This window comes from Sphingomonas sp. DMC8, assembly GCF_056314185.1.
Genome location: NZ_JBQUYV010000001.1, coordinates 62,234 through 83,909 on the forward strand (window position 1 = coordinate 62,234; position 21,676 = coordinate 83,909).

The 21,676-nt window shown below is 66.1% G+C and carries 24 protein-coding genes; 13 read left to right on the forward strand and 11 right to left on the reverse strand.

Annotated elements, in window-relative coordinates; genetic code table 11:
• Positions 1 to 6 precede the first annotated feature (6 nt).
• The 9 genes from ACT53K_RS00325 to ACT53K_RS00365 all read right to left on the reverse strand — a co-directional run bounded on the left by ACT53K_RS00325 (position 7) and on the right by ACT53K_RS00365 (position 7,742).
• On the reverse strand, positions 7 to 366 hold the full coding sequence (locus tag ACT53K_RS00325) for a HesB/IscA family protein (RefSeq protein ID WP_476226533.1): 360 nt from the start codon (positions 364 to 366) through the stop codon (positions 7 to 9).
• A gap of 140 nt (positions 367 to 506) precedes the next feature.
• Positions 507 to 974, reverse strand: coding sequence for an SUF system Fe-S cluster assembly protein (locus ACT53K_RS00330; RefSeq protein WP_476226534.1), 468 nt, complete (start codon positions 972 to 974; stop codon positions 507 to 509).
• On the reverse strand, positions 971 to 2,230 hold the full coding sequence (locus ACT53K_RS00335; RefSeq protein WP_476227261.1) for a cysteine desulfurase: 1,260 nt from the start codon (positions 2,228 to 2,230) through the stop codon (positions 971 to 973). The genes ACT53K_RS00330 and ACT53K_RS00335 overlap by 4 nt, the downstream gene beginning before the upstream one ends.
• The gene (locus ACT53K_RS00340) at positions 2,230 to 3,372 is read right to left on the reverse strand and encodes a SufB/SufD family protein (protein WP_476226535.1); all 1,143 of its coding nucleotides are present in this window, start codon (positions 3,370 to 3,372) and stop codon (positions 2,230 to 2,232) included. The genes ACT53K_RS00335 and ACT53K_RS00340 overlap by 1 nt, the downstream gene beginning before the upstream one ends.
• Positions 3,369 to 4,112 carry a Fe-S cluster assembly ATPase SufC gene (sufC, locus tag ACT53K_RS00345; RefSeq protein WP_476226536.1) on the reverse strand — a complete coding sequence of 248 codons (744 nt, stop codon included), beginning with the start codon at positions 4,110 to 4,112 and terminating at the stop codon, positions 3,369 to 3,371. Before sufC ends, ACT53K_RS00340 begins: the two co-directional genes overlap by 4 nt.
• Before the next feature lie 5 nt (positions 4,113 to 4,117).
• On the reverse strand, positions 4,118 to 4,543 hold the full coding sequence (locus tag ACT53K_RS00350) for a hypothetical protein (protein WP_476226537.1): 426 nt from the start codon (positions 4,541 to 4,543) through the stop codon (positions 4,118 to 4,120).
• 253 nt (positions 4,544 to 4,796) lie between these two features.
• Positions 4,797 to 6,260, reverse strand: a complete 1,464-nt coding sequence (gene sufB / locus ACT53K_RS00355) for a Fe-S cluster assembly protein SufB (RefSeq protein WP_476226538.1) — start codon at positions 6,258 to 6,260, stop codon at positions 4,797 to 4,799.
• Positions 6,260 to 6,769, reverse strand: a complete 510-nt coding sequence (locus ACT53K_RS00360) for an SUF system Fe-S cluster assembly regulator (RefSeq protein ID WP_476226539.1) — start codon at positions 6,767 to 6,769, stop codon at positions 6,260 to 6,262. Before ACT53K_RS00360 ends, sufB begins: the two co-directional genes overlap by 1 nt.
• A gap of 43 nt (positions 6,770 to 6,812) precedes the next feature.
• Positions 6,813 to 7,742, reverse strand: coding sequence for a DUF6597 domain-containing transcriptional factor (locus tag ACT53K_RS00365; protein ID WP_476226540.1), 930 nt, complete (start codon positions 7,740 to 7,742; stop codon positions 6,813 to 6,815).
• Positions 7,743 to 7,991: 249 nt separating this feature from the next.
• Here ACT53K_RS00365 and ACT53K_RS00370 point away from each other — a divergent pair, with 249 nt between their 5' ends.
• Genes ACT53K_RS00370 through ACT53K_RS00380 form a run of 3 tightly spaced genes read left to right on the forward strand, consistent with a single transcriptional unit; the run spans position 7,992 to position 12,548 of the window.
• Positions 7,992 to 8,954, forward strand: coding sequence for a quinone-dependent dihydroorotate dehydrogenase (locus tag ACT53K_RS00370; RefSeq protein WP_476226541.1), 963 nt, complete (start codon positions 7,992 to 7,994; stop codon positions 8,952 to 8,954).
• Between the two features lie 46 nt (positions 8,955 to 9,000).
• Complete coding sequence (gene ggt, locus ACT53K_RS00375) at positions 9,001 to 10,719, forward strand: gamma-glutamyltransferase (RefSeq protein WP_476226542.1); 1,719 nt, start codon at positions 9,001 to 9,003, stop codon at positions 10,717 to 10,719.
• Positions 10,720 to 10,763: 44 nt separating this feature from the next.
• Complete coding sequence (locus ACT53K_RS00380; RefSeq protein WP_476226543.1) at positions 10,764 to 12,548, forward strand: AMP-dependent synthetase/ligase; 1,785 nt, start codon at positions 10,764 to 10,766, stop codon at positions 12,546 to 12,548.
• Positions 12,549 to 12,587: 39 nt separating this feature from the next.
• On the opposite strand, the gene ACT53K_RS00385 is transcribed toward ACT53K_RS00380, so the two are convergent.
• Together ACT53K_RS00385 and ACT53K_RS00390 are read right to left on the reverse strand one after the other, a co-directional pair.
• Positions 12,588 to 14,033 carry a hypothetical protein gene (locus tag ACT53K_RS00385; protein ID WP_476226544.1) on the reverse strand — a complete coding sequence of 482 codons (1,446 nt, stop codon included), beginning with the start codon at positions 14,031 to 14,033 and terminating at the stop codon, positions 12,588 to 12,590.
• Positions 14,030 to 14,764: an ABC transporter ATP-binding protein gene (locus ACT53K_RS00390; RefSeq protein WP_476226545.1), complete on the reverse strand. Its 735-nt coding sequence runs from the start codon at positions 14,762 to 14,764 to the stop codon at positions 14,030 to 14,032. The genes ACT53K_RS00385 and ACT53K_RS00390 overlap by 4 nt, the downstream gene beginning before the upstream one ends.
• Positions 14,765 to 15,168: 404 nt before the next feature.
• Between ACT53K_RS00390 and ACT53K_RS00395 the strand changes: the two genes are divergently transcribed.
• The 10 genes from ACT53K_RS00395 (at position 15,169) to ACT53K_RS00440 (ending at position 21,670) form a co-directional block, all read left to right on the forward strand.
• On the forward strand, positions 15,169 to 15,621 hold the full coding sequence (locus ACT53K_RS00395; RefSeq protein ID WP_476226546.1) for a YbgC/FadM family acyl-CoA thioesterase: 453 nt from the start codon (positions 15,169 to 15,171) through the stop codon (positions 15,619 to 15,621).
• 6 nt (positions 15,622 to 15,627) lie between these two features.
• Positions 15,628 to 16,314, forward strand: coding sequence for a protein TolQ (tolQ, locus tag ACT53K_RS00400; RefSeq protein WP_476226547.1), 687 nt, complete (start codon positions 15,628 to 15,630; stop codon positions 16,312 to 16,314).
• A gap of 4 nt (positions 16,315 to 16,318) precedes the next feature.
• Entirely contained in the window at positions 16,319 to 16,759 is a 441-nt protein-coding gene (gene tolR, locus ACT53K_RS00405; RefSeq protein ID WP_476226548.1) for a protein TolR, read from the forward strand.
• A gap of 2 nt (positions 16,760 to 16,761) precedes the next feature.
• The gene (locus tag ACT53K_RS00410) at positions 16,762 to 17,661 is read left to right on the forward strand and encodes a cell envelope biogenesis protein TolA (protein WP_476226549.1); all 900 of its coding nucleotides are present in this window, start codon (positions 16,762 to 16,764) and stop codon (positions 17,659 to 17,661) included.
• A 7-nt stretch (positions 17,662 to 17,668) separates the two neighbouring features.
• Positions 17,669 to 18,127 (forward strand): hypothetical protein, encoded by a 459-nt coding sequence (locus ACT53K_RS00415; protein ID WP_476226550.1) that lies wholly within the window; start codon positions 17,669 to 17,671, stop codon positions 18,125 to 18,127.
• A gap of 157 nt (positions 18,128 to 18,284) precedes the next feature.
• Entirely contained in the window at positions 18,285 to 19,568 is a 1,284-nt protein-coding gene (gene tolB / locus ACT53K_RS00420; RefSeq protein WP_476227262.1) for a Tol-Pal system beta propeller repeat protein TolB, read from the forward strand.
• Positions 19,569 to 19,637: 69 nt separating this feature from the next.
• Positions 19,638 to 20,153, forward strand: coding sequence for a peptidoglycan-associated lipoprotein Pal (gene pal / locus ACT53K_RS00425; RefSeq protein WP_476226551.1), 516 nt, complete (start codon positions 19,638 to 19,640; stop codon positions 20,151 to 20,153).
• Positions 20,154 to 20,273: 120 nt separating this feature from the next.
• Positions 20,274 to 21,179 carry an SPFH domain-containing protein gene (locus ACT53K_RS00430; protein WP_476226552.1) on the forward strand — a complete coding sequence of 302 codons (906 nt, stop codon included), beginning with the start codon at positions 20,274 to 20,276 and terminating at the stop codon, positions 21,177 to 21,179.
• A gap of 9 nt (positions 21,180 to 21,188) precedes the next feature.
• The gene (locus tag ACT53K_RS00435) at positions 21,189 to 21,419 is read left to right on the forward strand and encodes a type II toxin-antitoxin system antitoxin (protein WP_476226553.1); all 231 of its coding nucleotides are present in this window, start codon (positions 21,189 to 21,191) and stop codon (positions 21,417 to 21,419) included.
• Positions 21,416 to 21,670: a hypothetical protein gene (locus ACT53K_RS00440; protein ID WP_476226554.1), complete on the forward strand. Its 255-nt coding sequence runs from the start codon at positions 21,416 to 21,418 to the stop codon at positions 21,668 to 21,670. Before ACT53K_RS00435 ends, ACT53K_RS00440 begins: the two co-directional genes overlap by 4 nt.
• Positions 21,671 to 21,676: the final 6 nt, after the last annotated feature.

Here is a 21,676-nt window from a genome sequence, read left to right on the forward strand (position 1 = left end):
GCCCCGTTACACCATGAAGCTTTCGCCGCAGCCGCAAGTGCCCTTGGCATTGGGATTGGTGAAGACGAAGCCGGCGGTGAAATCATCCTCCACCCAGTCCATCGTCGAGCCGATCAGGTAGAGCACCGAAGCACCATCGACGAAGAAGGTGCCGCCGGGCGTTTCGATCTTCTCGTCGAGCGGCTTGGCCTCGGTGACGTAATCGACCGAATAGGCGAGGCCAGAACAGCCCCGGCGCGGGGTGGAAAGCTTCACGCCCACCGTGCCTTCGGGCGCTTTCGCCATCAGCGCGGCAATGCGCGCCTCGGCGGCGGGAGTAAGGTGCAGCGCAGCGGGCCGCTGGCGGGGGGTGGTCGTGGTGGTCATCGCTTCTTCCTGCCTCGCCCTCCCGGTCTGGGCTCCCCTCCCGCTTGCGGGAGGGGTCGGGGGAGGGGCTGATCTTAAATGGGGTTGGTCGGTGCTATCGTCAGCCCCTCCCCAAACCCCTCCCGCAAGCGGGAGGGGCTTTAGAGCATCCCCAGTTCCAGTTTCGCCTCATCGCTCATCTTCTGCGGATCCCAGGGCGGATCCCATACCAGATTCACATCGACCGTGCTGATCCCCGGCACCGCGCTCACCCGCAGCTCGACTTCGCCGGGCATCGATTCCGCCACCGGGCAATGCGGCGTGGTCAGCGTCATGGTGATCGCGGCATGGCCGTTGGCGGTGATGTCGACGCCGTAGATCAGCCCCAGATCGTACAGGTTCACCGGGATTTCGGGATCGTAGATTTCCTTGAGCGCGTCGATCACCGCCTCGTACAGCGGGCCGCCCGGTTCGCCGGCCGGCTGAGCCTCGGGTTTCTGCGCGAGGAAACCGGAAAGATAGTCGCGCTTGCGTTCGGCGGCGGGCGCGGCTGCGTCCTCGACGCGCGCCTTGGGGGGTGCCTCGACGGCTTCCACCTCTTCCACCACGATCCTGCGTTCTTCGTTCATCCGAAGATCCTCGTCACCCGTTCGATACCCTTGACCAGCGCGGCGACATCGGCCGGCCCGTTATACACGCCAAAGCTCGCCCGCGCGGTGGCGGGAACCTCCAGCAGATCCATCAGCGGCTGGGCGCAGTGGTGCCCGGCGCGGATCGCGACATTGCCCTCGTCAAGGATCGTCGCGACATCGTGCGGGTGGACGCCTTCGACTGCAAAGCTGACAATGCCGGCACTGTCGGCCGGGCCGAACAGCCGCACGCTGTTGATGCCGCCAAGCGCCGCGCGCGTCTCGGTGACCAGCGCGGTTTCGTGCGCGTGGATGCGGTCCAGCCCGATGCTGTCCACATACTCAATGGCCGCATGCAGCCCGACCACGCCGACGATATGCGGGGTGCCTGCCTCGAAGCGGCCCGGCGGGGGCGCATAGGTCGTCTTGGCGAAGCTGACCCGATCGATCATCGAACCGCCGCCCTGATACGGGGGCATCGCGTCTAGCAGCTCGTAGCGGCCCCAAAGCACGCCGATGCCAGTCGGGCCGTAGAGCTTGTGGCCGGAGAAGACGTAGAAGTCGCAGCCCAGCTGGGCGACGTTCACCGGCAGCCGGGCAACCGCCTGGCAACCGTCGATCAGGATGCGGGCCCCGGCAGCATGCGCCAGTTCGGTCGCGCGGCGGACGTCGAGGACCGAGCCAAGCACGTTGGAGACATGGGCGAGCGCGACCAGCTTGTGCCGGTCGGTCAGCATTGCGGCCATGGCGTCCAGGTCGATGCGGTGGTCCGCCGTCAGCGGTACCACGTCGATCTCGGCGCCGATCTTCTCGGCCGCCATCTGCCACGGCACGATGTTGGAATGATGCTCGAGCGCGGAGAGCAGGATGCGGTCGCCGGCCTTGAGCCGGGTGGCGGCGTAACATTGCGCGACGAGGTTGATCCCCTCGGTCGCGCCGCGCACGAACACCACTTCTTCCGCCCGTCCGCCGATGAACCGTGCGACACGGGCGCGCGCCGCCTCGAACGCCAGCGTCATGTCGGCGGAGCGCTGGTACACGCCGCGATGCACGGTGGCATAGGTCTCGCCATAGCCGCGCGCGATCGCGTCGAGCACCGGGCGCGGCTTTTGCGAGGTGGCGGCGGTGTCGAGATAGGCCCAGCCCGCGGGGATGGCGGGGAAGTCTGCGAGCAGGTCGAGCGGGGCTGCATTCCCTCTCCTATTGGGAGAGGGAGGGAGCGGCGCAGCCGCGGAAGGGTGAGGGTGAGCAGCCATCATTCGCCCTCACCCTTCCCACTCGGCTGCGCCGAGCGGGCCCCCTCCCTCTCCCGCTGGGAGAGGGAGGTTTCGAGCCACTTCGCCGCATCGGCCGCAAACGCCTCACGCACCGGCTCCTCGCCGATCCGCGCGAGCGCATCCGCCACGAACGCATGGGTCAGCAGCGCCTTGGCCTGTGCTTCCTCGATACCCCGGCTCTGCAGATAGAAGAGCGCGTTGCGGTCGAGCTCGCCGACGGTCGCGCCATGCGCGCACTTCACATCGTCGGCGAAGATTTCGAGTTCGGGCTTCAGGTTCACCGTCGCGCTGCGCTGGAGCAGCAGGCCGCGCAGCGACTGCTCGCCATCGGTCTGCTGCGCGCCGCGTGCGACTTCCACCCGTGCGGCGAGGCTCGCCGCCGACTGATCGGCCGCGACCGCGCGCCAGAGCTGGCGCGATGTACCTTCGACCTGCTCGTGCCGCACCGCGACGGCAGCCTCCTGCCGCTGCATGCCGCTGGTAAGCAGCGCCCCGCCCATTTCGGCAAAGGCACCCTTACCGGTCAGCGTCAGCGCGCCGTCGATGCGGCTACCCATGCTGCCCGCGCCTAGGAAGATCGATACCAGGCTCGCCGCCTCGCCTATTTCCGCCTCGTCGCGGATCGAGACGAAGCCGCCGGTCTGCACCAGCCGCACCGAACGCATCAGCCGCGCGCCCTTGCCAAGCGCGATGGCGGTCAGCCGGTTGGCCCAGCCGGTTCCGGCAAAGGTCTCGACGATGGTTGCGACGGCGTCGTCGGCCAGCAGGATGCGGGCAGGCACATGGTTCTCGCCACCGGTACCGATATGGACGATCTGGATGCAGGTCGCGGCATGTTCAGGCCCGAGATGCAGCGTCCAGCCTTCGCCGATCGCGAGGCTGCCGAGCGGATGATCGGTCGCCGGGATGTGACGGGTGACTTCCACCGGGCCGGGCCGGCTGTGTGCGGGTTCGAACACGCCATCGACGAAGCACAGACGCGGGCCGTCCATGTCGAGGAACAGGTCGGCCGGATCGACACCCGGCGCCGCCTGCTGGCTCTGGGCAGCAGCACGCAGCGTGTCCATGTCGGACCAGCGCCACGCCTCCTGCCGGGTTGAAGGAAGGTCGAGCACGGTCACGCCGCCAGCGCTCCGTATCCCTCGCGCTCCAGCTCGAGCGCGAGTTCCGGGCCGCCGGAACGGACGATGCGACCGCCAGCCAGCACATGGACGAAGTCTGGCTGCACATAATCCAGCAGGCGCTGGTAATGGGTGATCAGCAGCACCGCCTTGTCCGGCGCGCGCATGATGCGGTTGATGCCTTCGCCCACCGCTTTCAGCGCGTCGATGTCGAGGCCGCTGTCGGTTTCGTCGAGAATGGCAAGCTTGGGGTTCAAAATCCCCATCTGCACCATCTCGTTGCGCTTCTTTTCGCCGCCCGAAAAGCCGACATTCACCGGCCGCTTGAGCATCTCCGCATCCATGCCGAGTGCTGCCGCCTGGGCGCGCGCCAGCTTCAGGAACTCGGCGCCGGAAAGTTGTGCCTCGCCCCGGTTGCGGCGCTGGGCATTGGCCGCCTCGCGCAGGAACTGCACGTTCGACACGCCGGGAATCTCGACCGGATACTGAAAGCCGAGGAACAGGCCCGCCGCCGCGCGCTCATGCGGTTCGAGTTCAAGCAGATCCTGCCCGTCGAAGGTCACGCTGCCAGCGGTGGCTTCATAACCGCCGCGGCCGCCGAGCACATAGCCCAAGGTCGACTTGCCGGCGCCGTTCGGCCCCATGATCGCGTGCACTTCGCCCGCGTTCACGGAAAGGCTCAGGCCTTTCAGGATTTCCTTGCCGTCCACTTCGGCGTGCAGGTTCTGGATGTTCAGCATGGATGTCAGATCGCCACGGTAAGGAGATGGAGGGTCTTGGGCTGCGCGCTCACTTCATAGGCATCGACGACCGAGCCGTCGGGCAGCTTCCACATGATCTTATATTGCTTGGGCGCAGTGACGCTGGCCTTGATGTCGGCCTGCACTGCGTCGAGCACCGGCACCAGCTTGCGCCATGCGCTCGGCTGATAGGGTTTGTCGTTGAGGAGGAGGCGGCCGGCCTGGAAGTCGGAATCGAGGAAGTCGCGGCACTGCTTGATCGCGGCATCGACCTTGGCCGAGCGCGCCCCCGCATCTGCCGGCGCGACGCCGATTGCGCGAACGATGCAGCGGGCATGGTTGGTCACCGCACCGAACTGCGCCGAATTGTCCACTGCGACGCCGCCGGACTGGAAGGCGAAGGCGGCAACGATAAGGGCGTTCAACATCATGAAACCTCCTGCGGGCCTGAAACGCGGCCCTGGGCCATCGTTAAACCTGCGCGGATGACCACAGGCTGAGCGATCCGGAATTCATTCCCCTCCCGCTTGCGGGAGGGGCTAGGGGAGGGGAAGGCGTGGAAGGAGGCTGCGGCGCTTGGAGAAAAAACCGACACCTCAGTCCCTCCCCCGACCCCTCCCGCAAGCGGAAGGGGAGCGCTGGTTGCAGCGGTTTCGCAACGGCTGGGAGGCATGGAGAGCTGCATCACCCGACGGACCCCTCAAGCGAAATGCCGAGCAGCTTCTGCGCCTCGACCGCAAATTCCATCGGCAGTTGCTGCAGCACTTCGCGGGCGAAGCCGTTGACGATCAGCGCGACGGCGGCTTCCTGGTCCAGTCCGCGCTGAAGCGCATAGAACAGCTGGTCGTCGCTGATCTTGCTGGTGGTCGCCTCATGCTCGATCTGTGCGCTTGGGTTCTTCACCTCGATATAGGGCACGGTATGCGCCCCGCACTGGTCGCCGAGCAGCAGCGAGTCGCACTGGGTGAAATTGCGGACATTCTCCGCGCTCGCCGCCACGCGGACCAGCCCGCGATAGGTGTTGTCGCTGTGCCCGGCCGAAATCCCCTTCGACACGATGGTCGAGCGGCTGCCCTTGCCGAGATGGATCATCTTGGTGCCGGTATCGGCCTGCTGGCGGTTGTTGGTGACCGCCACCGAATAGAATTCGCCGACGCTGTTCTCGCCCGCCAGCACGCAGCTCGGGTATTTCCAGGTGATCGCCGAACCGGTTTCGACCTGGGTCCAGCTCACCTTCGAGTTGCGGCCCTGGCACAGCGCGCGCTTGGTGACGAAATTGTAGATGCCGCCCTTGCCGTTCTCGTCGCCCGGATACCAGTTCTGGACGGTCGAGTATTTGATCTCGGCATCGTCGAGCGCGACCAGTTCCACCACTGCGGCGTGCAGCTGGTTCTCGTCGCGCATCGGTGCGGTGCAGCCTTCGAGATAGGACACATACGCGCCCTTGTCGGCGACGATCAGCGTGCGTTCGAACTGGCCGGTATTTTCCGCATTGATGCGGAAATAGGTCGAAAGCTCCATCGGGCAACGCACGCCCTCCGGCACATAGACGAAGGTGCCGTCGGAGAAGACCGCGCTGTTGAGCGTGGCGAAATAATTGTCGCGCTGCGGCACGACCTTGCCCAGCCACTTCTGGACGAGCTCGGGATATTCGCGGATCGCCTCGCTGATCGACAGGAAGATGACGCCAGCCGCCTTCAGCTCGGCGCGGAAGGTGGTTGCGACCGAGACGCTGTCGAACACCGCGTCGACCGCAATCTTGCGCGCACCCTCGACGCCGGCGAGCACCTTCTGCTCCTCGATCGGGATGCCCAGCTTCTCATAGGTCCGGCGGATTTCCGGATCGAGTTCGTCGAGGCTGGCGATCGTCTTCTTCTGCTTCGGCTCGGCGTAGTAATAGGCGTCCTGATAGTCGATCGGGGGCACGTTGAGTTTGGCCCAGTCCGGCGCCTCCAGCGTCTGCCACAGGCGGAACGCCTTCAGCCGCCAGTCGAGCATCCATTCGGGCTCGTTCTTCTTGGCCGAGATGTAGCGGACGGTTTCCTCGCTCAGCCCCTTGGGCGCGAACTCCTGTTCGACGTCCGAGGCGAAGCCCCATTCGTACTTCTTGTTCGCGGCGGCGAGCGCCTCTGCATTCTTGGTGGCCATCAGAAAGATACCTGGCTTTCCCCGGCGAGCACCGGAGAAGGAGAAGAAAGATCGGGAGCGGAAGGCTGGCGCCCATGCACCGCGCCGGGCATTGCGGCAAGCGCCGGGTTGCTGAGGCTGGCGAGGCTGACACCAGCTAGCGCCGAACGCACGGCGCTGTTCACCACGCCCCAATGTGGCTTCACCCGGCAATTGCCCTCTACCGCACAGTCGTGCCGGGCCGAATCGACGCAAATGGTGAGAGCGATCGGCCCTTCGATCGCCTCGATGATGTCCGCCAGGCTGATTGCCGCCGGCGGCCGGGCGAGGCGAAAGCCGCCGCCGGTGCCGCGTGCGCTTTCAATGAGGCCGGCGGCGGAAAGCTTGCTGACCAGCTTCTGCACGGTTGGCAGCGGCAAGCCCGTCTCGCTCGCCAGCAGTGTCGCGTTGAGCCGACACGACGCGCCGCAATGGCGCGCGGCAGCAGCCAGCATCACCACGGCATAATCGGCTAGGCTCGAAAGACGCATCGACTCTCAATCGGACAAAGTTGATCCGATTGGGCATGTGGGCTCAGCCGTGCGTCAGGTCAACTGTCTCCGGGATCACATCGGGCAGAATGTGAAAGGTTTCCGTCTCCAGTGTCGCCGCCAGTACCGGATCGATGCTGTCGCGCAGCGTGCCCGGTGTATGGCCGGTGAAGTGCTTGATTTCGTTTATCAGGTGCGACTGGTCGGCAAAGGGGACGACCACTTCGGCCAGCGAATCGCCGCGATGGATGCGCATCGCCGCCCAGATGGCGCGGAATTTGCGGCGCAGATGATTGGGCGGTCCGGCGAAATATTCCTTGCACAGCCGCTGCACCTGGCGCTGGCCCATGCCGGATCCGGCGGCCATCGCCGCGTATAGCGCATCCAGGGTCAGATCCGCAGAGGCCGCCCATTCGCGCAGGATGCGCAGGAAGGTAACGTGTGAACGCGGGACCGGCCTTGCCTGGTCCAGCCGATCCCGCAAATAGGGATAGATCGCGTCGACCATCGCATCGAGACGAGTCAGCCCCTGCAATTCCGCCACCAGCGCAGCGCATCCGTCCGCGCCGAACAGCATCTCGCCGTCGAGAATCCGGTCGGCAGCCTTGTCGGCAGGCAGGCCCACCAGGCTCTTCCAGCCGATACCGCGCAGAGACAGGCCGAAGCAGCGTGCCGGCCCGCGCAGACGATAACTCGAATAGGCCATGGTGGGCCCGACTATCGATATAGGCGGTGCCTTTTCGGTGCGCCCATGGGCAAAGGTAATGTCCGCGTCGCCTGACAGGAAAATGCGCACCTGGCCCAGGTCCACGCGCGCTGGGCCTTCGGCCAGTGCGGCAGGATTCTGATAGAGATAGAAGGTTTCAACATAGGGCAGCAACGCGCCGGCCGCCCTGTAAAATTCCAGGGACGGGCCTGCCGCGCCGGATGGCTGTATCTCTACGACCGGATCGAAATCCGCTAACCCGCGCATATTGAAAACATATTCTCCAGAATTGTCTCTGGACGGAGCACGACGGCAGCGCAAGTGCAAATTAAAAAATGGCCCGACCGGTCGCCCGGTCGGGCCAAAAGGAAAGGGTTCCCCCCGTTAAGCGGAACCCCTCGGGTCGCACGTTCCTTCTACCCGAATCGGGAGCCTTGGTATTGTACGGAATCGACATTTAACGCTTTGACGACGTTTGCATTGCCGGGCATTAGCTCCGGAATGGGGAATTTTTTGATGTCCGCGCTGCGCACGCTTGATGCCGAGCGCGCACATAAAGCAGCGATTCGAGCCGCATCGCTATGGGGCGCGGCAGGAACGCCGTTCGCACCCAGGGCGGTCGCGTCGGACGGGGTGACGATTGCCGGGCTCCATTTCCCCAACTGCGTCGGCCTGGCTGCCGGGCTGGACAAGGATGCCGAAGCGATTACCGGCCTGTTCGGGCTGGGTTTCGGTGCGGTCGAGGTCGGCACGCTGACGCCGCGCCCGCAGCCCGGCAACCCCAAGCCCCGGCTCTTCCGTCTGGTCGAAGACGAGGCGGTGATCAACCGCATGGGCTTCAACAATGGCGGCATTGACGCGGCCTTGGCGCGGATCGCAAGGCTGCGGCACCGGGCGGGCGTGCTTGGCATCAATGTCGGCGCCAACAAGGACTCTACCGATCGCGTGGCGGATTATGCGCTGGGCGTTTCCAGGGCGGCACCGCATGCCGACTACATCACCATCAATGTCAGTTCGCCGAATACACCGGGCTTGCGCGATCTCCAGTCGCGGCCTGCGCTCGACGAACTGCTGGCTGCCTGCCACGGCGCACGCGGCGCCACGCCGCTGTTCCTGAAGATCGCGCCCGATCTCGACCGCGCCGGTCTGGAAGGCGCCGTTCGGGCGGCAATCGACAACCATGTCGATGCCCTGATCGTCTCGAACACCACCATTTCCCGGCCGCCGCTGCGTTCCGCCCATGCGAATGAGGCAGGTGGCCTGTCCGGCGCGCCGCTGGCGGCGCTGGCCCGCGCCAAACTGGCGGAAGCCCGCGAGGCGACGGGTGGCGTGCTGCCGCTGATCTCGGTGGGCGGCATCGACAGTCCCGACGAAGCGCGGCGCCGGATCGATGCGGGCGCTGCCATGGTTCAGCTTTATTCGGCGCTGGTCTATCGCGGCCCCGGTCTTGCGCGTCGCATTGCCCGCGCGCTCGGTTGACCGCCGGGGCTTTGCCCCTTTCGATAAACACGGCTAGGCTCGCGGCATGAGAAAGCTTTTCGTGCTGTTCCTGCTGCTGTGCCTGCCTTGCTCCGCACTGGCGCAGGGGATGGTGAGTGCGGCCGATCCGCGTGCAGCCGCTGCCGGTGTCGAAATCTTGCGCAAGGGCGGCAGCGCCACCGATGCCGCGATTGCGACGATGCTGGCGCTGAACGTTGTCGAGCCGCAAAGCTCCGGCGTCGGAGGCGGCAGCTTTCTTGTCGCCTATGATGCGAAGACGCGTGCGCTGACCAGCATCGACGGGCGCGAAACGGCGCCGGCGGCGGCCGATCCGCACTGGTTCTACGGGCCGGACGGCAAGCCGCTCAGCCATTTTGCGGCAGTGCCGGGCGGGCGCAGTGTCGGGGTGCCCGGCGCGCTGCGGGCGATGGCGCTGGCCCACCGCAAATCGGGCAAGCTGCCCTGGGCTTCTCTGTTCCAGCCGGCGATCCGGCTGGCGCGTGACGGCTTTGTGGTGAGCCCGCGGCTCGCCAATTCGCTCGCCCAGTTCTCGGGGCATACCGATGCCGGCTTCCGCACCGTCTTCTATGGCAGCGACGGCAAGCCGCTCGCCCAGGGCGTCACGGTGCGCAATCCCGATCAGGCTGCGCTGCTCGAACGTATCGCGACGCGGGGGCCGGACAGCTTCTATGTCGGGCCGGAGGCGCAGAAGCTGGTCGTCACCGTCAACGGCGCGGCGCGCAATCCGTCGAAGATGACGCCGGGCGACCTTGCCGCCTATGACGCCAAGGAGCGGCCGGTGCTGTGCGGCCGCTATCGCGGCTACAAAATCTGTTCGATGGGCCCGCCCTCCTCGGGCGGCATTACCGTGCTGATGATCCTCGCGCAGCTCGAACGGTTCGACATGGCGAAGCTGGGCAAGGATTCGCCGGTCGCCTGGCATTTGTTCGCCGAAAGCTCGCGGCTCGCTTATGCCGATCGCGACCTGTATCTGGGCGATCCGGATTTCGTGAAGGTGCCGCTGAAGGGGTTGCTCGATCCCGCTTATATCGCCGGTCGATCGGCACTGATCGATGCCGGCAAGACCATGGCGAGCGTGACTGCGGGGACGCCGCCCGGCGCACCGCCACGGGTGCGCGGGCAGGTGCAGGAAGTCGCGGGCACCACCGATCTGGCGGTGGTCGACGCTGCCGGCAATGTCGTCGAAGTGACGACGACGGTGGAAGGGCCCTTCGGTTCCGGCCTGTCGATCGACGGCACGATCCTCAACAACCAGCTCACCGATTTCGACATCGTTCCCGAAAAGGACGGCTACCTCGTCGCCAACCGGGTCGAGGGCGGCAAGCGTCCGCGCAGTTCGATGGCGCCGACCATCGTGTTCGGCCCCGACGGCAAGGTGCGGCTGGCCGTGGGCGCGGCCGGTGGGTCGACGATCATTGCCCAGGTTGCGAAGGCGATCATCGGCGTGATCGACTGGAAGCTTTCGGCGCAGGACGCGATCGGCCTCGGCCTGCTCTATGCACCGGGGCCCACTGCGGTCGCGGAGCGCGGCACCCAGCTCGATGCCATGCTGCCGGCGCTGCAGGCGCTGGGCGAGCGGGTGCAGTCGGGGCCGATGGGCCTGAAGGCCAATGCCGTCGAGCGTGTCGGCGGGCGCTGGACGGGTGCGGCCGATCCACGCTCCGAAGGCGTGGCGATGGACATCACGGGCCGCACGACCAACATCGATCGGGTCGGCGCACAGCCGAACCGTCCGTCGGAATAACAGGCGAAGCGCCTAAGCAACCGGCGCGCGCGAGGGGATGCGGAATGCGCAAGCTTGAACGGTTCGAAAATCTGGTGGCGATGTTCTTCGCCCGTGCCCGCGAAAAGGGCGATGCGCCCTTTCTGTGGCACAAGACCGGGGGCGCCTGGCGTCCGCTGAGCTGGGCGGACGCCGCCCGGCAGGTGGCGAGCCTCGCCACTGCACTCACCGCCTTGGGGCTGAAGCGCGGCGACCGGGTGATGCTGGTGTCGGAAAACCGGCCGGAATTCTGCATCAGCGATCTGGCGATCATGGCGGCCGGCTGCGTGACCGTGCCGACCTACACCACCAACACCGAACGCGACCACCAGCATATCCTGGAAAATTCGGGCGCCTGCGCCGTGATCGTGTCCGACACCAAGCTGGCCCGCACGCTGATGCCGGCGGTGCTGCGCTCGTCGAGCGGGCGGATCGTGATCGGTATCGACGATGTGCGGCTGGGGCAGCAGGGCAGCATCGACTATCACGACTGGCGCGCGCTGATCGCGGCGCATGCCACCGACCCGGAAGCGGCGAATGTCCGCGCCAGCTTCCGGCGCGAGGATCTTGCCTGCATCATCTATACCAGCGGCACCGGCGGTGCCCCGCGCGGGGTGATGCAGCATCACGGCGCGATCCTGCACAATGTCGAGTCCTGCACCGCGCTGATCAGCGAGGATTTCGGCTGGGACGATGAAGTGTTCCTGTCGTTCCTGCCGCTGTCGCACGCCTACGAGCATACCGCCGGCCAGCATTTCCCGATCGGGCTGGGCGCGCAGATCTACTATGCCGAGGGGCTGGAAAAGCTCGCCTCGAACATGGAGGAAGTGCGCCCGACGATCATGGTCGTGGTGCCGCGCCTGTTCGAGGTGCTGCGTACCCGGATCGTCAAACAGGTCGAGAAGCAGGGCAATTTCGCCAACTACCTGCTCGAAAAGGCCGTCGCGATCGGCGGACGCAAGGCGGCGGGCAATGGCCGGATTGCCGACCTGCCGCTCAACCTGCTGCTCGATGCGACGCTGCGGCCCAAGCTGGCCAAGCGTTTCGGCGGCCGGATCAAGGCGATGGTGTCGGGCGGCGCGCCGCTCAATCCTGAAGTCGGCATCTTCTTCCAGTCGCTGGGGCTGACCTTCCTGCAAGGCTATGGCCAGACCGAGTCCGCGCCAGTGATTTCGTGCAACCGGCCCAAGGCGGGCCTCAAGATGGATACGGTTGGCCCGCCGCTCGACGGTGTCGAAGTGAAGATCGCCGAGGACGGCGAAATCCTCGTGCGCGGCGAGCTGGTGATGCACGGCTACTGGCGCAACGAGGAAGAGACGGCCCGCGTCCTGAAAAATGGCTGGCTGCACACCGGCGACATCGGCCTGATCGACGAAAAGGGCCGCATCAAGATCACCGATCGCAAGAAGGACATCATCGTCAACGACAAGGGCGACAATGTCGCGCCACAAAAGGTGGAGGGCATGCTGACGCTGCAGCCCGAAATCATGCAGGCGATGATCTATGGCGACAAGCGGCCCTATATGACTGCGGTGATCGTCCCCGATCCCGAATGGACTCAGGAATTCTGCGCGCGCACCGCCACGCCGTGCAAGTTCCGCGACCTTGCGCATGACCCCGACTTCAAGGCTGCCGTTGCGGCGGCGGTCGAGCGCGTGAACCGCGAGCTGTCGGTGATCGAACGCGTCCGCAAGTTCATCCTGGCGGACGAACCCTTTGCGATCGAGAATGAGCAGCTGACCCCCAGCCTGAAGATCCGCCGCCATGTGCTGAAGCGGGTCTATGCAGAACGGCTCGACGCGCTCTACTGATCGGCGGGGGCAGGGGCACCCCGGCGGTGTCCCGGTGTCTTACAGGAAATAGACGAGCACGCCCGCCACCAGCCCCAACGCGATCGCGACGAAGAATTCGAACAGGTTGCGCAGCACGCCGCCGCCCTGTTGCCGCCGTTGGAAGGTGGAGCGGGGGGCGGGCTTGGCAAAGGCGATTTCGAGATGGCCGACAATGCCGCCCACGGCAGCTGTGAACGCCAGCGTCACCAGCGCGCCCGGGACCGTCTGCAGCGCAATCGCGAACGGCAGCAGCACCGCCAGCGGCGCCGCCATCGCCATAGCGGCGAGCAGCTTCGCGAAATCCAGCTCCTCCTTGTCCACCGGCGCCACCTTTAGCAGGTCCGGCGTGTCCTCGGCCGAGGCGGCGAGCCAGGCGAGGCTGGAGACGAGCTGGCCGGCGATCACCACGCTGGTGAAGGCAAGCGTTGGCGCCAGCGGCAGCGAATCGCCCTTGCGCAGCGCTACCAGCAGGATCGGGGCGAGATAGACGAGCCGCAGCACGATCTGGAACGCGAGCGCCGGATCGCGCAACAGCAGCCGCCATTCCTTGGCGAAGACCGCGGCGAACAGGCTGCGGTGGAAGGCGCGGGCAATCCGGCTTTTCGCCGCCCGTCTCGAAGCCATGCGCATCCCGCCGGCGCGATAGCTCTGGAGAAAGGCATGGCGCATGCCCCAGGTCGCGGCGGCGAACAGCAGGATCGCCCCGCCCAGCAACAGCAGCACCGCCAGCGGATCGCCGAACGCGGCCCGGCCGGGCAGCGTGCCCAGCCCGTGGCTCGCGAATCCGCTACCCGCCATCCGGTCGAACAGCAGCTCCAGTGCCGATTTGCTGCCATGGTCGTGCTGGTTGAGGATCTGGGAGGCGAGGAACAGCGCACCGCCGCTGAGGGCCGCGACAATCTGGCCCACAGTGCGCGCCGCGCGCGGGCCGGCGATGCGCGCCAGCAACAGCGTAACGCCCAGTCCCAGACAGGCGGCGGTGAGCGACAAAGCGAGCAGCAGCGCAACACTGCCCAGCAGTTCGGGATGGCCCAGCAGCGCGATCGGCAGCACCAGCGGCAGCACGAACAGCGAGAAAGTGAGCATCACGCCGCCGGCGATGCCGAGCAGCTTGGCCGACATCACCGCACGCGGATCGAGCGGCGTGGAGAGCAGCAGGTCGAGATCGCCCGACCCATAAAGCGTGCGCTGGCTCGACAGGATCGACTGGGTGGTCATGAAGGTGAACATCAGGAGCGCCGCGAGCAGCACCACCAGCAGCGCGACCGGATCGGCCATCATCCGTTCGTCGCGCAGGCTCAGCCCGGCGAATATCCCCAGCGCCGTATAGCCGATCAGGATGACGCCGCCGATTGCGCGTCCTGCCAGGTTGCGCGTCGCGGCGCGCATCGACACGCGCATTTCGTGAAGCGTCAGCCAGGCGATGCTGCCCGGCGACAGCCGCTGCATGGCCCAGCCGATCATGGCTGGCTCGTCAGGCGGATGAAGGCGTCTTCCAGCGTCATGTCGTCCGATCCGGCCAAGGCGCGCAGCTCCTCCAGCGTCCCTTCGGCAAGCAGGCGCCCGCCGGCGATGATGCCGATCCGGTCGGCCAGCCGCTCGGCGACTTCGAGGATATGGGTCGTTACGATCACCGTCTTGCCGGCATCGACGGCGGCGCGCAGCGCGTCCTTCACGGCCCGCGCCATCGCGGCGTCGAGCCCGGTCAGCGGTTCGTCGAGGATCAGCAATTGCGGATCGTGGATCAGCGCGCCGGCCAGTGCGACCTTCTGCCGCATCCCGCGCGAAAAGCCTTCGCAGCGCGTGTCGCGCACGTCCCACAGTTCCAGCCAGCGCAGCAGCCGCTCGGCCTCGGGCGCGGCGACATCGGGCGGGATGCGCCACAGCCCGGCCACGAAGCCCAGATATTCTGCCGGCGTCAGCTTGTCATAGAGCATCGGCTCGTCGGGCAGCCAGGCGGTGATCGCCTTGGCCTCCTGCGGCCGGCGCCGCGCGTCGACGCCATAGATTTCGATTGCGCCCTTATCGGGTTCGGTCAAGCCCACTGTCATGCGCAGCGTCGTCGTCTTGCCGGCGCCATTGGGGCCGAGCAGCGCATAGAGCTGCCCGGCCTGCACCGTCAGGTCGAGGCCTGCGATTACCGGTTTGCCAAAGGATTTGTGGAGGTCGCTGATGCGAAGCGCGGGCGTGGTCATCAAGAGGGCAGCCTATCGCGCTTTTGTGTGATGGCAATATCGAACACCTTCGCTTTTACTATCGGCCGCGCGCCGGACTGCTCCACCCCATCGGGATGGCAATCGCATTTGGCCGATGGAAATCCTGACGTATTGATTCCCCTCCCTGAAAGGGAGGGGTTAGGGGTGGGTCTTGGTGTCGGGCGGGGCCGGATGCCAAGACCGGCGCCCTTTTTCCCCCGCGCTCCCGCTCGGGCTGGCGCCCTCGCACCCACCCCCAGCCCCTCCCTGCAACGCAGGGAGGGGAGCGCGAGAGTTGAGTGCGATCGTTGGGAGAAAGGTGGAAGGGTGAGGGTGGCGGTCTCTCGCTGCCATGCGCCCGTTCGGGGTTCCGCTACAGCGCTCCCTTCGCTAGGGAGGCGCCGATGTCCTGCGCCGATCCTGCCCCAGCCGGTCGCTTCGTCGGCCCCGAGCACCGATTCGCGCTGCGCGTCTATTTCGAAGACACCGATCTGACCGGCATCGTCTACCATGCAAATTATCTGCGCTTCATGGAGCGGGCCCGTTCCGACATGCTCGAATGCGCCGGCATCGACCAGCGCAGCGTGTTCGAGGCGGGGGAAGGTGCCTATGCGGTCAGTGGCTTGGATATCCGTTACCGCAGCCCGGCGAAACTGGGCGATCATCTGGTCGTTATCAGCCGGCTGGTCGGTCTGCGCGCCGCCGGTGTCGTTATTCAGCAAACAGTCATGCGTAACGAAGTCATAGCGGTGGAAGCCCGGGTGGAGGTCGCGTTCGTCGCTCCATCGGGTCGCCCCAAACGTCAGCCGGCCGCGTGGCTGGCGGCCTTCGAACCGCTGGTGTGCAAGGAGAAGTAAGCCCCCATGCCGTCCGTCAGTACCGACGCCGTCCTGTCGCCGATCCACCTGTTCCTGCAGGCCGACATCGTCGTGAAGCTGGTCATGCTGGGGCTGCTTGCCGCCAGCCTGTGGAGCTGGGCGATCATCATCAGCTTTGCGCTGAAGGCCGGCACGGTCCGCCGGGAAATCCAGAAGTTCGAAACCGAATATCGCGAGGCCGACGATATTGACGGCTTCCACCGCCGCATGGCCGGGCGCGACCAGCCGATCGCGCGGGTCTTTTCGGCGGGCGTGACCGAATGGCGTCGCTCGACCGCCGGCAAGGCGATCGACCGCGAGGGCACGCGCGAACGGCTCGCCACTGCGATGGGCGCGACGATCGCCATGGAGATCGACCGGCTGTCGGACCGGCTGAACTTCCTTGCCACGGTCGGCTCGGTCGCGCCGTTCGTCGGCCTGTTCGGTACCGTCTGGGGCATCATGCGCAGCTTCACCGGCATCGCCCAGGCGCAGAGCTCGTCGCTGGCGGTGGTCGCGCCGGGCATTGCCGAGGCGCTGTTCGCCACCGCGATCGGCCTGTTCGCCGCCATCCCGGCGGTGATCGCCTATAACCGCTTCAGCCATTCGGTGAACCGCATCGAGGCGCGCCTCAACCGCTTTGCCGACGGCTTCCACGCCACGCTCAGCCGGCGGCTGGAGATGGAGGGCTAAGCCCATGGGCATGCACCTTCCCTCCAACAAGGGGCGCGGCAAGCGCGCGCCGATGGCCGAAATCAACGTCACGCCCCTGGTCGACGTGATGCTGGTGCTGCTGATCATCTTCATGGTGACGGCGCCGCTGCTGACCGCCGGCGTGCCGGTGAACCTGCCCGAAAGCCGCGCCAAGGCGCTCGACCAGGAACAGAAGCCGGTCCAGATCTCGATCGACGAAAAGGGCCAGGTGTTCCTCGATACCGATCTGGTCAGCGATGCCGAGCTGCCGGCACGGCTTGAGGCGATCGCGGCGAAGAAGGGGCCGGACGGCAAGCCCGCTGCCATCTATCTGCGCGGCGATACCGCGCTCGGTTATGGCAAGGTGATGCGGGTGATGGGCGAGCTCAATCGCGCCGGGCTGAACCGCGTGTCGCTGCTCACCGATCCCAGCAACCAGCGCTGACCATGACGCAGGCGATCGACCGTAGCGAAGGCGTCGGACTGGGCATTTCGCTCGTCGTGCACGCCGTCGTGCTCGGCGCGCTGTCGCTGAGTTTCCTCGCCAAGCCCGAAGAGTCGCCCAAGGCGATCCCGATCGACATTTCGCTGGCCGAAGAGGTGGGTGCGGAAAGCACCGCGCCGGTCGTCAGTCATGAGGAACTCGCGGCGAAGAAGTCGCCGGTGGAAGCGCCGGTCGAGCCCGAGAGCGCACCTGCGCCCGAGCCACAGCCGCAGCCCAAGGCGCAGCCCGCGCCGCCCAAGCCCGCGCCCGAGGCGAAGCCGGAACCGAAGCCCGAGCCCAAGCCGGAACCCAAACCCGCCCCGGCCGAAAAGCCCCGGCCGGTAAAGCCCGCCCATGCCGCGCCTGCCGCCAAGCCCGCGCCGGAAAAGCCGAGCAATGCGCCGTCCGCCAACACGGGCCGCGGCCACGAACGCCGCCCGGTGCGGCCGACCGGCAATCTCAACGGGCTCGACCTGGGCGTGTCGAACAACAAGACGAACAGCACCACGACCAACAATCCTGCGGCCGTCGCGTCGTCGGCGGATGTTGCAAGTTTCCGGGGGCTCATCGCACGGCAAATCCAGCCCTGCGCCAACCGGCAGGTTACGCCGGGGCCGGGTGCCGAACGCATCCGCGTGCTGCTTCGGGTCAACTTCAATCCGGACGGTTCGCTGGCCGGTGATGTCGAATTTACCGGGGTGCAGGGAAAGGATGCCGAGAATGCGCGCTATGTCGAGCGCGTGAAGGATCTGGCGATCGCGACCTTCCGTGGTTGCACGCCGATCCATGGCCTCCCGCCAAAACTATATGGTGTGCCGAACGGCTGGAAGAGCCTGCCCTTCAGCTACAAGCTGCCGGGATGAGGATCGTATGTTCCTGAAGCGATCCCTTGCATTCGTGGCGTTGTGCCTCGTCGGACCCGCGCATGTCCTGGCGGCGGTGTCGCAGGAAAAGGCGCATGCGCAGCAGATGGACAGGGGCACCCCGGCGACTGCGCCGGCCGCGCAGGGGCCCGCGGCATGGCGAATGCAGATCGCGCGGCAGCTTCAGCTCTGCGCCAACAGCATTGTTTCGCCCGGCCCCGGTGCCGAGCGTATTCGCGTGCTCTTTCGGATCAACCTGAACCCGGACGGCGCGCTGGCCGGTGATCCGGTTGTGACCGGCGTGCAGGGTGTGGATGCGGACAACGCCATCTACGCCGAAAAGGTGAAAGACCGCGCCACTGCGATGTTTAAAGCCTGCGCGCCCTTTTCCGGACTGCCGGCACAATTTTACGATGTGCCGAACGGGTGGAAGAGTCTGGCGTTTGCGTTCAAGTTGCCTGGATGAGGAAGATGGTATGAAGATACGGATGTTGGCCCTGGGGGCCCTGTGCCTCGCCAGTGTCGCGCACGCCCAGACCAGTTCTCCCCCGCCGATCGCGAACAGCCCCGAGGCTGCCGCACAGGCGGCGCAGGGTGGGCAGGCGGCTCCCGACGGCCAGGCCATGCCGGGACAGGCGCAGAACCAGCAACCGGTGATCGACATCGTCGGCGGCATCTCTGCGCCGATGCCGATTGCCATCCCCGCCATGCCGACCGGCGCGGTGCAGGATACGCCCGCCGGCCCCACCGATGTGCTCGGCCAGAAGCTCGCCGATGTCATCACCAACGATCTGCGCGGATCGGGCCTGTTCACGCCGCTCCAGCCCGCGCTGCTGCGCGCGGTGAGCTTCGCCGAAGTGACGGCGCCCGCCTATGACTATTGGGGCGGCACCGGCGCGCAGGCGCTGGTGCAGGGCTATGTCCGCGCCAATTCGAACGGCAGCCTGACGGTCGGCTGCTATCTCTACGACGTGCTCGCCAAGACCGAACTGGCGCGCCAGGGCTTTGTCGTCGCGCCGGCCGACTGGCGCCGCGCCGCGCACAAATGCGCCGACGCCATTTACACGCGGTTGACCGGCGAAGGCCCCTATTTCGACAGCCAGATCGTCTATATCGCCGAAACCGGCCCCAAGAATCGCCGCCGCAAGCAGCTCGCGATCATGGATCAGGACGGCGCGAACCACCGCTTCCTGACGAACGGTCAGTCGATCGTGCTGACGCCGCGCATGTCGCCGAAGCAGAACGCGATCCTCTATATGAGCTTCGAGCGCGATCGCCCGTCGATCCATGTCTATGACCTGAGCTCGCGCCAGGACCGCGTGCTCGTCTCCAACATCGCGCTCAACTTCGCGCCGCACTGGTCGCCCGATGCGCAGTGGGTGGTCTTCTCGATGGCGCGTGCCGGCAATACCGACATCTACCGCGTGCGCGCGAGCGGCGGCGAGCCGCAGCGGCTCACCAACACCGCCGGCATCAACACCGGCGGCAGCTATTCGCCCGACGGGTCGAAGATCGTGTTCGAGAGCGACCGCAGCGGCACGCAGCAGCTTTATGTGATGAATGCCGATGGTTCGAACCAGCACCGCATCAGCTTCGGCGGCGGTCGCTATGCGGCGCCGGCATGGAGCCCGCGCGGCGACATGATCGCCTTTACCAAGATGGGCGGGGGCGCTTTCCGGATCGGTGTGATGAGCCCCTCGGGCGACGGCGAAAAGCTGCTCACCAACAGCTGGGGTGACGAAGGCCCGACCTGGTCGCCCAATGGCCGGGTGCTGATGTTCTTCCGTTCGGCCGAAGGGTCGGGCCGGCCGGACCTGTGGACGGTCGATCTGACCGGCCGCGCCACCCGCCGGATTCCCACGCCGCTTGACGGTTCGGACCCGAACTGGGGTCCGTTACGGCCATGAACCAAACTGCAATCCGCGCGTAATACCTGCAATATACTGTCCAGCCCCTCATTCATTAGGAGGTTTTGAATGTCCCGTTTCGCCACTGGCCTGATGCTTGGCGTCGCGCTCGTCGCCACTGCGGCTTGCTCGAAGAAGCCGCCGAAGGAACTGCCGCCGCCCCCGCAGCCGCAGCCGACCGCCGCCCCGCAGCCCTATGGCAATGGCGAGACCACGCAGGCCACTCCGCTGTCCGAGCAGTTCCGCCGCGAAGTGACGAGCGACACGATCCATTTCGCGCTCGACCAGTATGACATCGATCCGGAAGCGCGCACGATCCTCGACAGCCAGGCTGCCTGGCTGGTTGCGCACCCGAATGTGCGCATCACCATCGAAGGGCATTGCGACGAGCGCGGCACCCGCGAGTACAACCTCGCGCTGGGCGACCGTCGCGCCAATTCGGCGAAGAACTATCTCGCCGCCAAGGGCGTGTCGGCGGATCGCATGACCACGATCAGCTATGGCAAGGAACGCCCGATCGCGCTCGGTTCGGACGAAGCAAGCTGGGCGAAGAACCGCCGCGCGGTGACGATCGTCCTGAGCTGATCGCCTGACGTTCGTGTTTTCCAAAGGCCGCCGGGGAGCGATCCCCGGCGGTTTTTTGCTGGCCGCTTGCCTTCCCCTCCGAATCGATATAAATATGATATCATAATTCAGGAGGGAAAAATGAGTGACGTTCGTGGTTCGGCGCCTGCGCTTCAGCAGAGCCGCGAAATCGCCGCACAGACCTTGAGCGGCTATGGTATGCTGGCGATCGCGCTGGTCGCGCTCGCGGCCGGGGCGGCGGCGTTCACCCAGATCGAACAGCTCCCCGATGCTGCCGTGGTGACATGGATGCTGGCCGCGGCGCTGGTGTTCCTGTTCGCGATCTCGGGCTTTTACCTGCTCCAGCCGAACCAGGCCGCCGCCGTGCTGCTGTTCGGCGATTATCGCGGAACCGACCGCACCACCGGCCTGCGCTGGGCCTGGCCGTGGCTGATCAAGAAGAAGGTCTCGGTGCGCGCCAACAACATGATCTCGGACAAGATCAAGGTGAACGACCTGCGCGGCAACCCGATTGAGATGGCGGCGCAGGTGGTGTGGCGCGTGACCGACACCGCACAGGCACTGTTCGACGTCGATGATTACAAGGCGTTCGTAAATGTGCAGATCGAAGCCGCAGTCCGCACCATCGGCTCGCGCTACCCCTATGACGATTTCGAGCATCAGGAAGTCACGCTGCGGGGCAATCACGATCAGGTCGGCGCCGAACTGCGCACGGAGCTGATCGCGCGGCTGGCGGTGGCCGGCATCACCGTCGACGAATGCGGCTTCACGCACCTCGCCTATGCGCAGGAAATCGCCGGGGCGATGCTGCGTCGGCAACAGGCGCAGGCCGTGGTCGCCGCGCGCAAGACGCTGGTCGAAGGCGCGGTGGGGATGGTCGAAATGGCGCTCGAGCAGCTATCGGCGAAGAATGTCGTCGAACTGGATGACGAACGGCGCGCGGCGATGGTCAGCAACCTGATGGTGGTGCTGTGCGGCGAGCGCGATACCCAGCCGGTCGTCAATGCAGGCTCGCTCTATCAGTAAGGCAGTTTGGTGAGCGTTCCCCCGCAGAAAAAGGCATTTCCCCTCCGCCTCGATCCCGCGCTCTATGCCGCGATCGAGCGGAGTGCTGCGACCGACCTGCGCAGCGTCAACGCGCAGGTCGAATGCCTGCTGCGCGAGGCGCTGGCGCGGCGCGGGGTAAAGCTGGCGGACCCGGTGCGCGCAAAGCGCGGGCGGCCGCCCAAGGATCAGCCCAAGGATCAGCAAGGAGATGCGGAATGAACCGCGACACGGACTCCGGGATGCGCCCCGGTTATTGGTTCAAGCCCAAAAGCTTCGGCTATGGCGCCACGCCGGCGAACTGGCAGGGATGGCTGGCGACGCTGGTGTTTATCGCCGTCACCATCGCCCTCGTCCGGCTGGCGATGCCGGCGCATCCCGCCTTCATGGCGCTGCTGGTCCCGCTGACGGTCGGTTTCGTCTGGTTGTGCCGGGTCAAGACCGACGGCGAGTGGCGCTGGCGGAACGGCTGAGCCGCG

What these genes read in the sequence shown, in the direction of transcription:
- ACT53K_RS00325 (WP_476226533.1), bottom strand. Translation starts at nt 366, where the DNA reads ATGACCACCACGACCACCCCCCGCCAGCGGCCCGCTGCGCTGCACCTT.
- ACT53K_RS00330 (WP_476226534.1), bottom strand. Translation starts at nt 974, where the DNA reads ATGAACGAAGAACGCAGGATCGTGGTGGAAGAGGTGGAAGCCGTCGAG.
- ACT53K_RS00335 (WP_476227261.1), bottom strand. Translation starts at nt 2,230, where the DNA reads ATGGCTGCTCACCCTCACCCTTCCGCGGCTGCGCCGCTCCCTCCCTCT.
- sufC (WP_476226536.1), bottom strand. Translation starts at nt 4,112, where the DNA reads ATGCTGAACATCCAGAACCTGCACGCCGAAGTGGACGGCAAGGAAATC.
- ACT53K_RS00350 (WP_476226537.1), bottom strand. Translation starts at nt 4,543, where the DNA reads ATGATGTTGAACGCCCTTATCGTTGCCGCCTTCGCCTTCCAGTCCGGC.
- sufB (WP_476226538.1), bottom strand. Translation starts at nt 6,260, where the DNA reads ATGGCCACCAAGAATGCAGAGGCGCTCGCCGCCGCGAACAAGAAGTAC.
- ACT53K_RS00360 (WP_476226539.1), bottom strand. Translation starts at nt 6,769, where the DNA reads ATGCGTCTTTCGAGCCTAGCCGATTATGCCGTGGTGATGCTGGCTGCT.
- ACT53K_RS00365 (WP_476226540.1), bottom strand. Translation starts at nt 7,742, where the DNA reads ATGCGCGGGTTAGCGGATTTCGATCCGGTCGTAGAGATACAGCCATCC.
- ACT53K_RS00370 (WP_476226541.1), top strand. Translation starts at nt 7,992, where the DNA reads ATGTCCGCGCTGCGCACGCTTGATGCCGAGCGCGCACATAAAGCAGCG.
- ggt (WP_476226542.1), top strand. Translation starts at nt 9,001, where the DNA reads ATGAGAAAGCTTTTCGTGCTGTTCCTGCTGCTGTGCCTGCCTTGCTCC.
- ACT53K_RS00380 (WP_476226543.1), top strand. Translation starts at nt 10,764, where the DNA reads ATGCGCAAGCTTGAACGGTTCGAAAATCTGGTGGCGATGTTCTTCGCC.
- ACT53K_RS00385 (WP_476226544.1), bottom strand. Translation starts at nt 14,033, where the DNA reads ATGATCGGCTGGGCCATGCAGCGGCTGTCGCCGGGCAGCATCGCCTGG.
- ACT53K_RS00390 (WP_476226545.1), bottom strand. Translation starts at nt 14,764, where the DNA reads ATGACCACGCCCGCGCTTCGCATCAGCGACCTCCACAAATCCTTTGGC.
- ACT53K_RS00395 (WP_476226546.1), top strand. Translation starts at nt 15,169, where the DNA reads ATGTCCTGCGCCGATCCTGCCCCAGCCGGTCGCTTCGTCGGCCCCGAG.
- tolQ (WP_476226547.1), top strand. Translation starts at nt 15,628, where the DNA reads ATGCCGTCCGTCAGTACCGACGCCGTCCTGTCGCCGATCCACCTGTTC.
- tolR (WP_476226548.1), top strand. Translation starts at nt 16,319, where the DNA reads ATGGGCATGCACCTTCCCTCCAACAAGGGGCGCGGCAAGCGCGCGCCG.
- ACT53K_RS00410 (WP_476226549.1), top strand. Translation starts at nt 16,762, where the DNA reads ATGACGCAGGCGATCGACCGTAGCGAAGGCGTCGGACTGGGCATTTCG.
- ACT53K_RS00415 (WP_476226550.1), top strand. Translation starts at nt 17,669, where the DNA reads ATGTTCCTGAAGCGATCCCTTGCATTCGTGGCGTTGTGCCTCGTCGGA.
- tolB (WP_476227262.1), top strand. Translation starts at nt 18,285, where the DNA reads ATGCCGGGACAGGCGCAGAACCAGCAACCGGTGATCGACATCGTCGGC.
- pal (WP_476226551.1), top strand. Translation starts at nt 19,638, where the DNA reads ATGTCCCGTTTCGCCACTGGCCTGATGCTTGGCGTCGCGCTCGTCGCC.
- ACT53K_RS00430 (WP_476226552.1), top strand. Translation starts at nt 20,274, where the DNA reads ATGAGTGACGTTCGTGGTTCGGCGCCTGCGCTTCAGCAGAGCCGCGAA.
- ACT53K_RS00440 (WP_476226554.1), top strand. Translation starts at nt 21,416, where the DNA reads ATGAACCGCGACACGGACTCCGGGATGCGCCCCGGTTATTGGTTCAAG.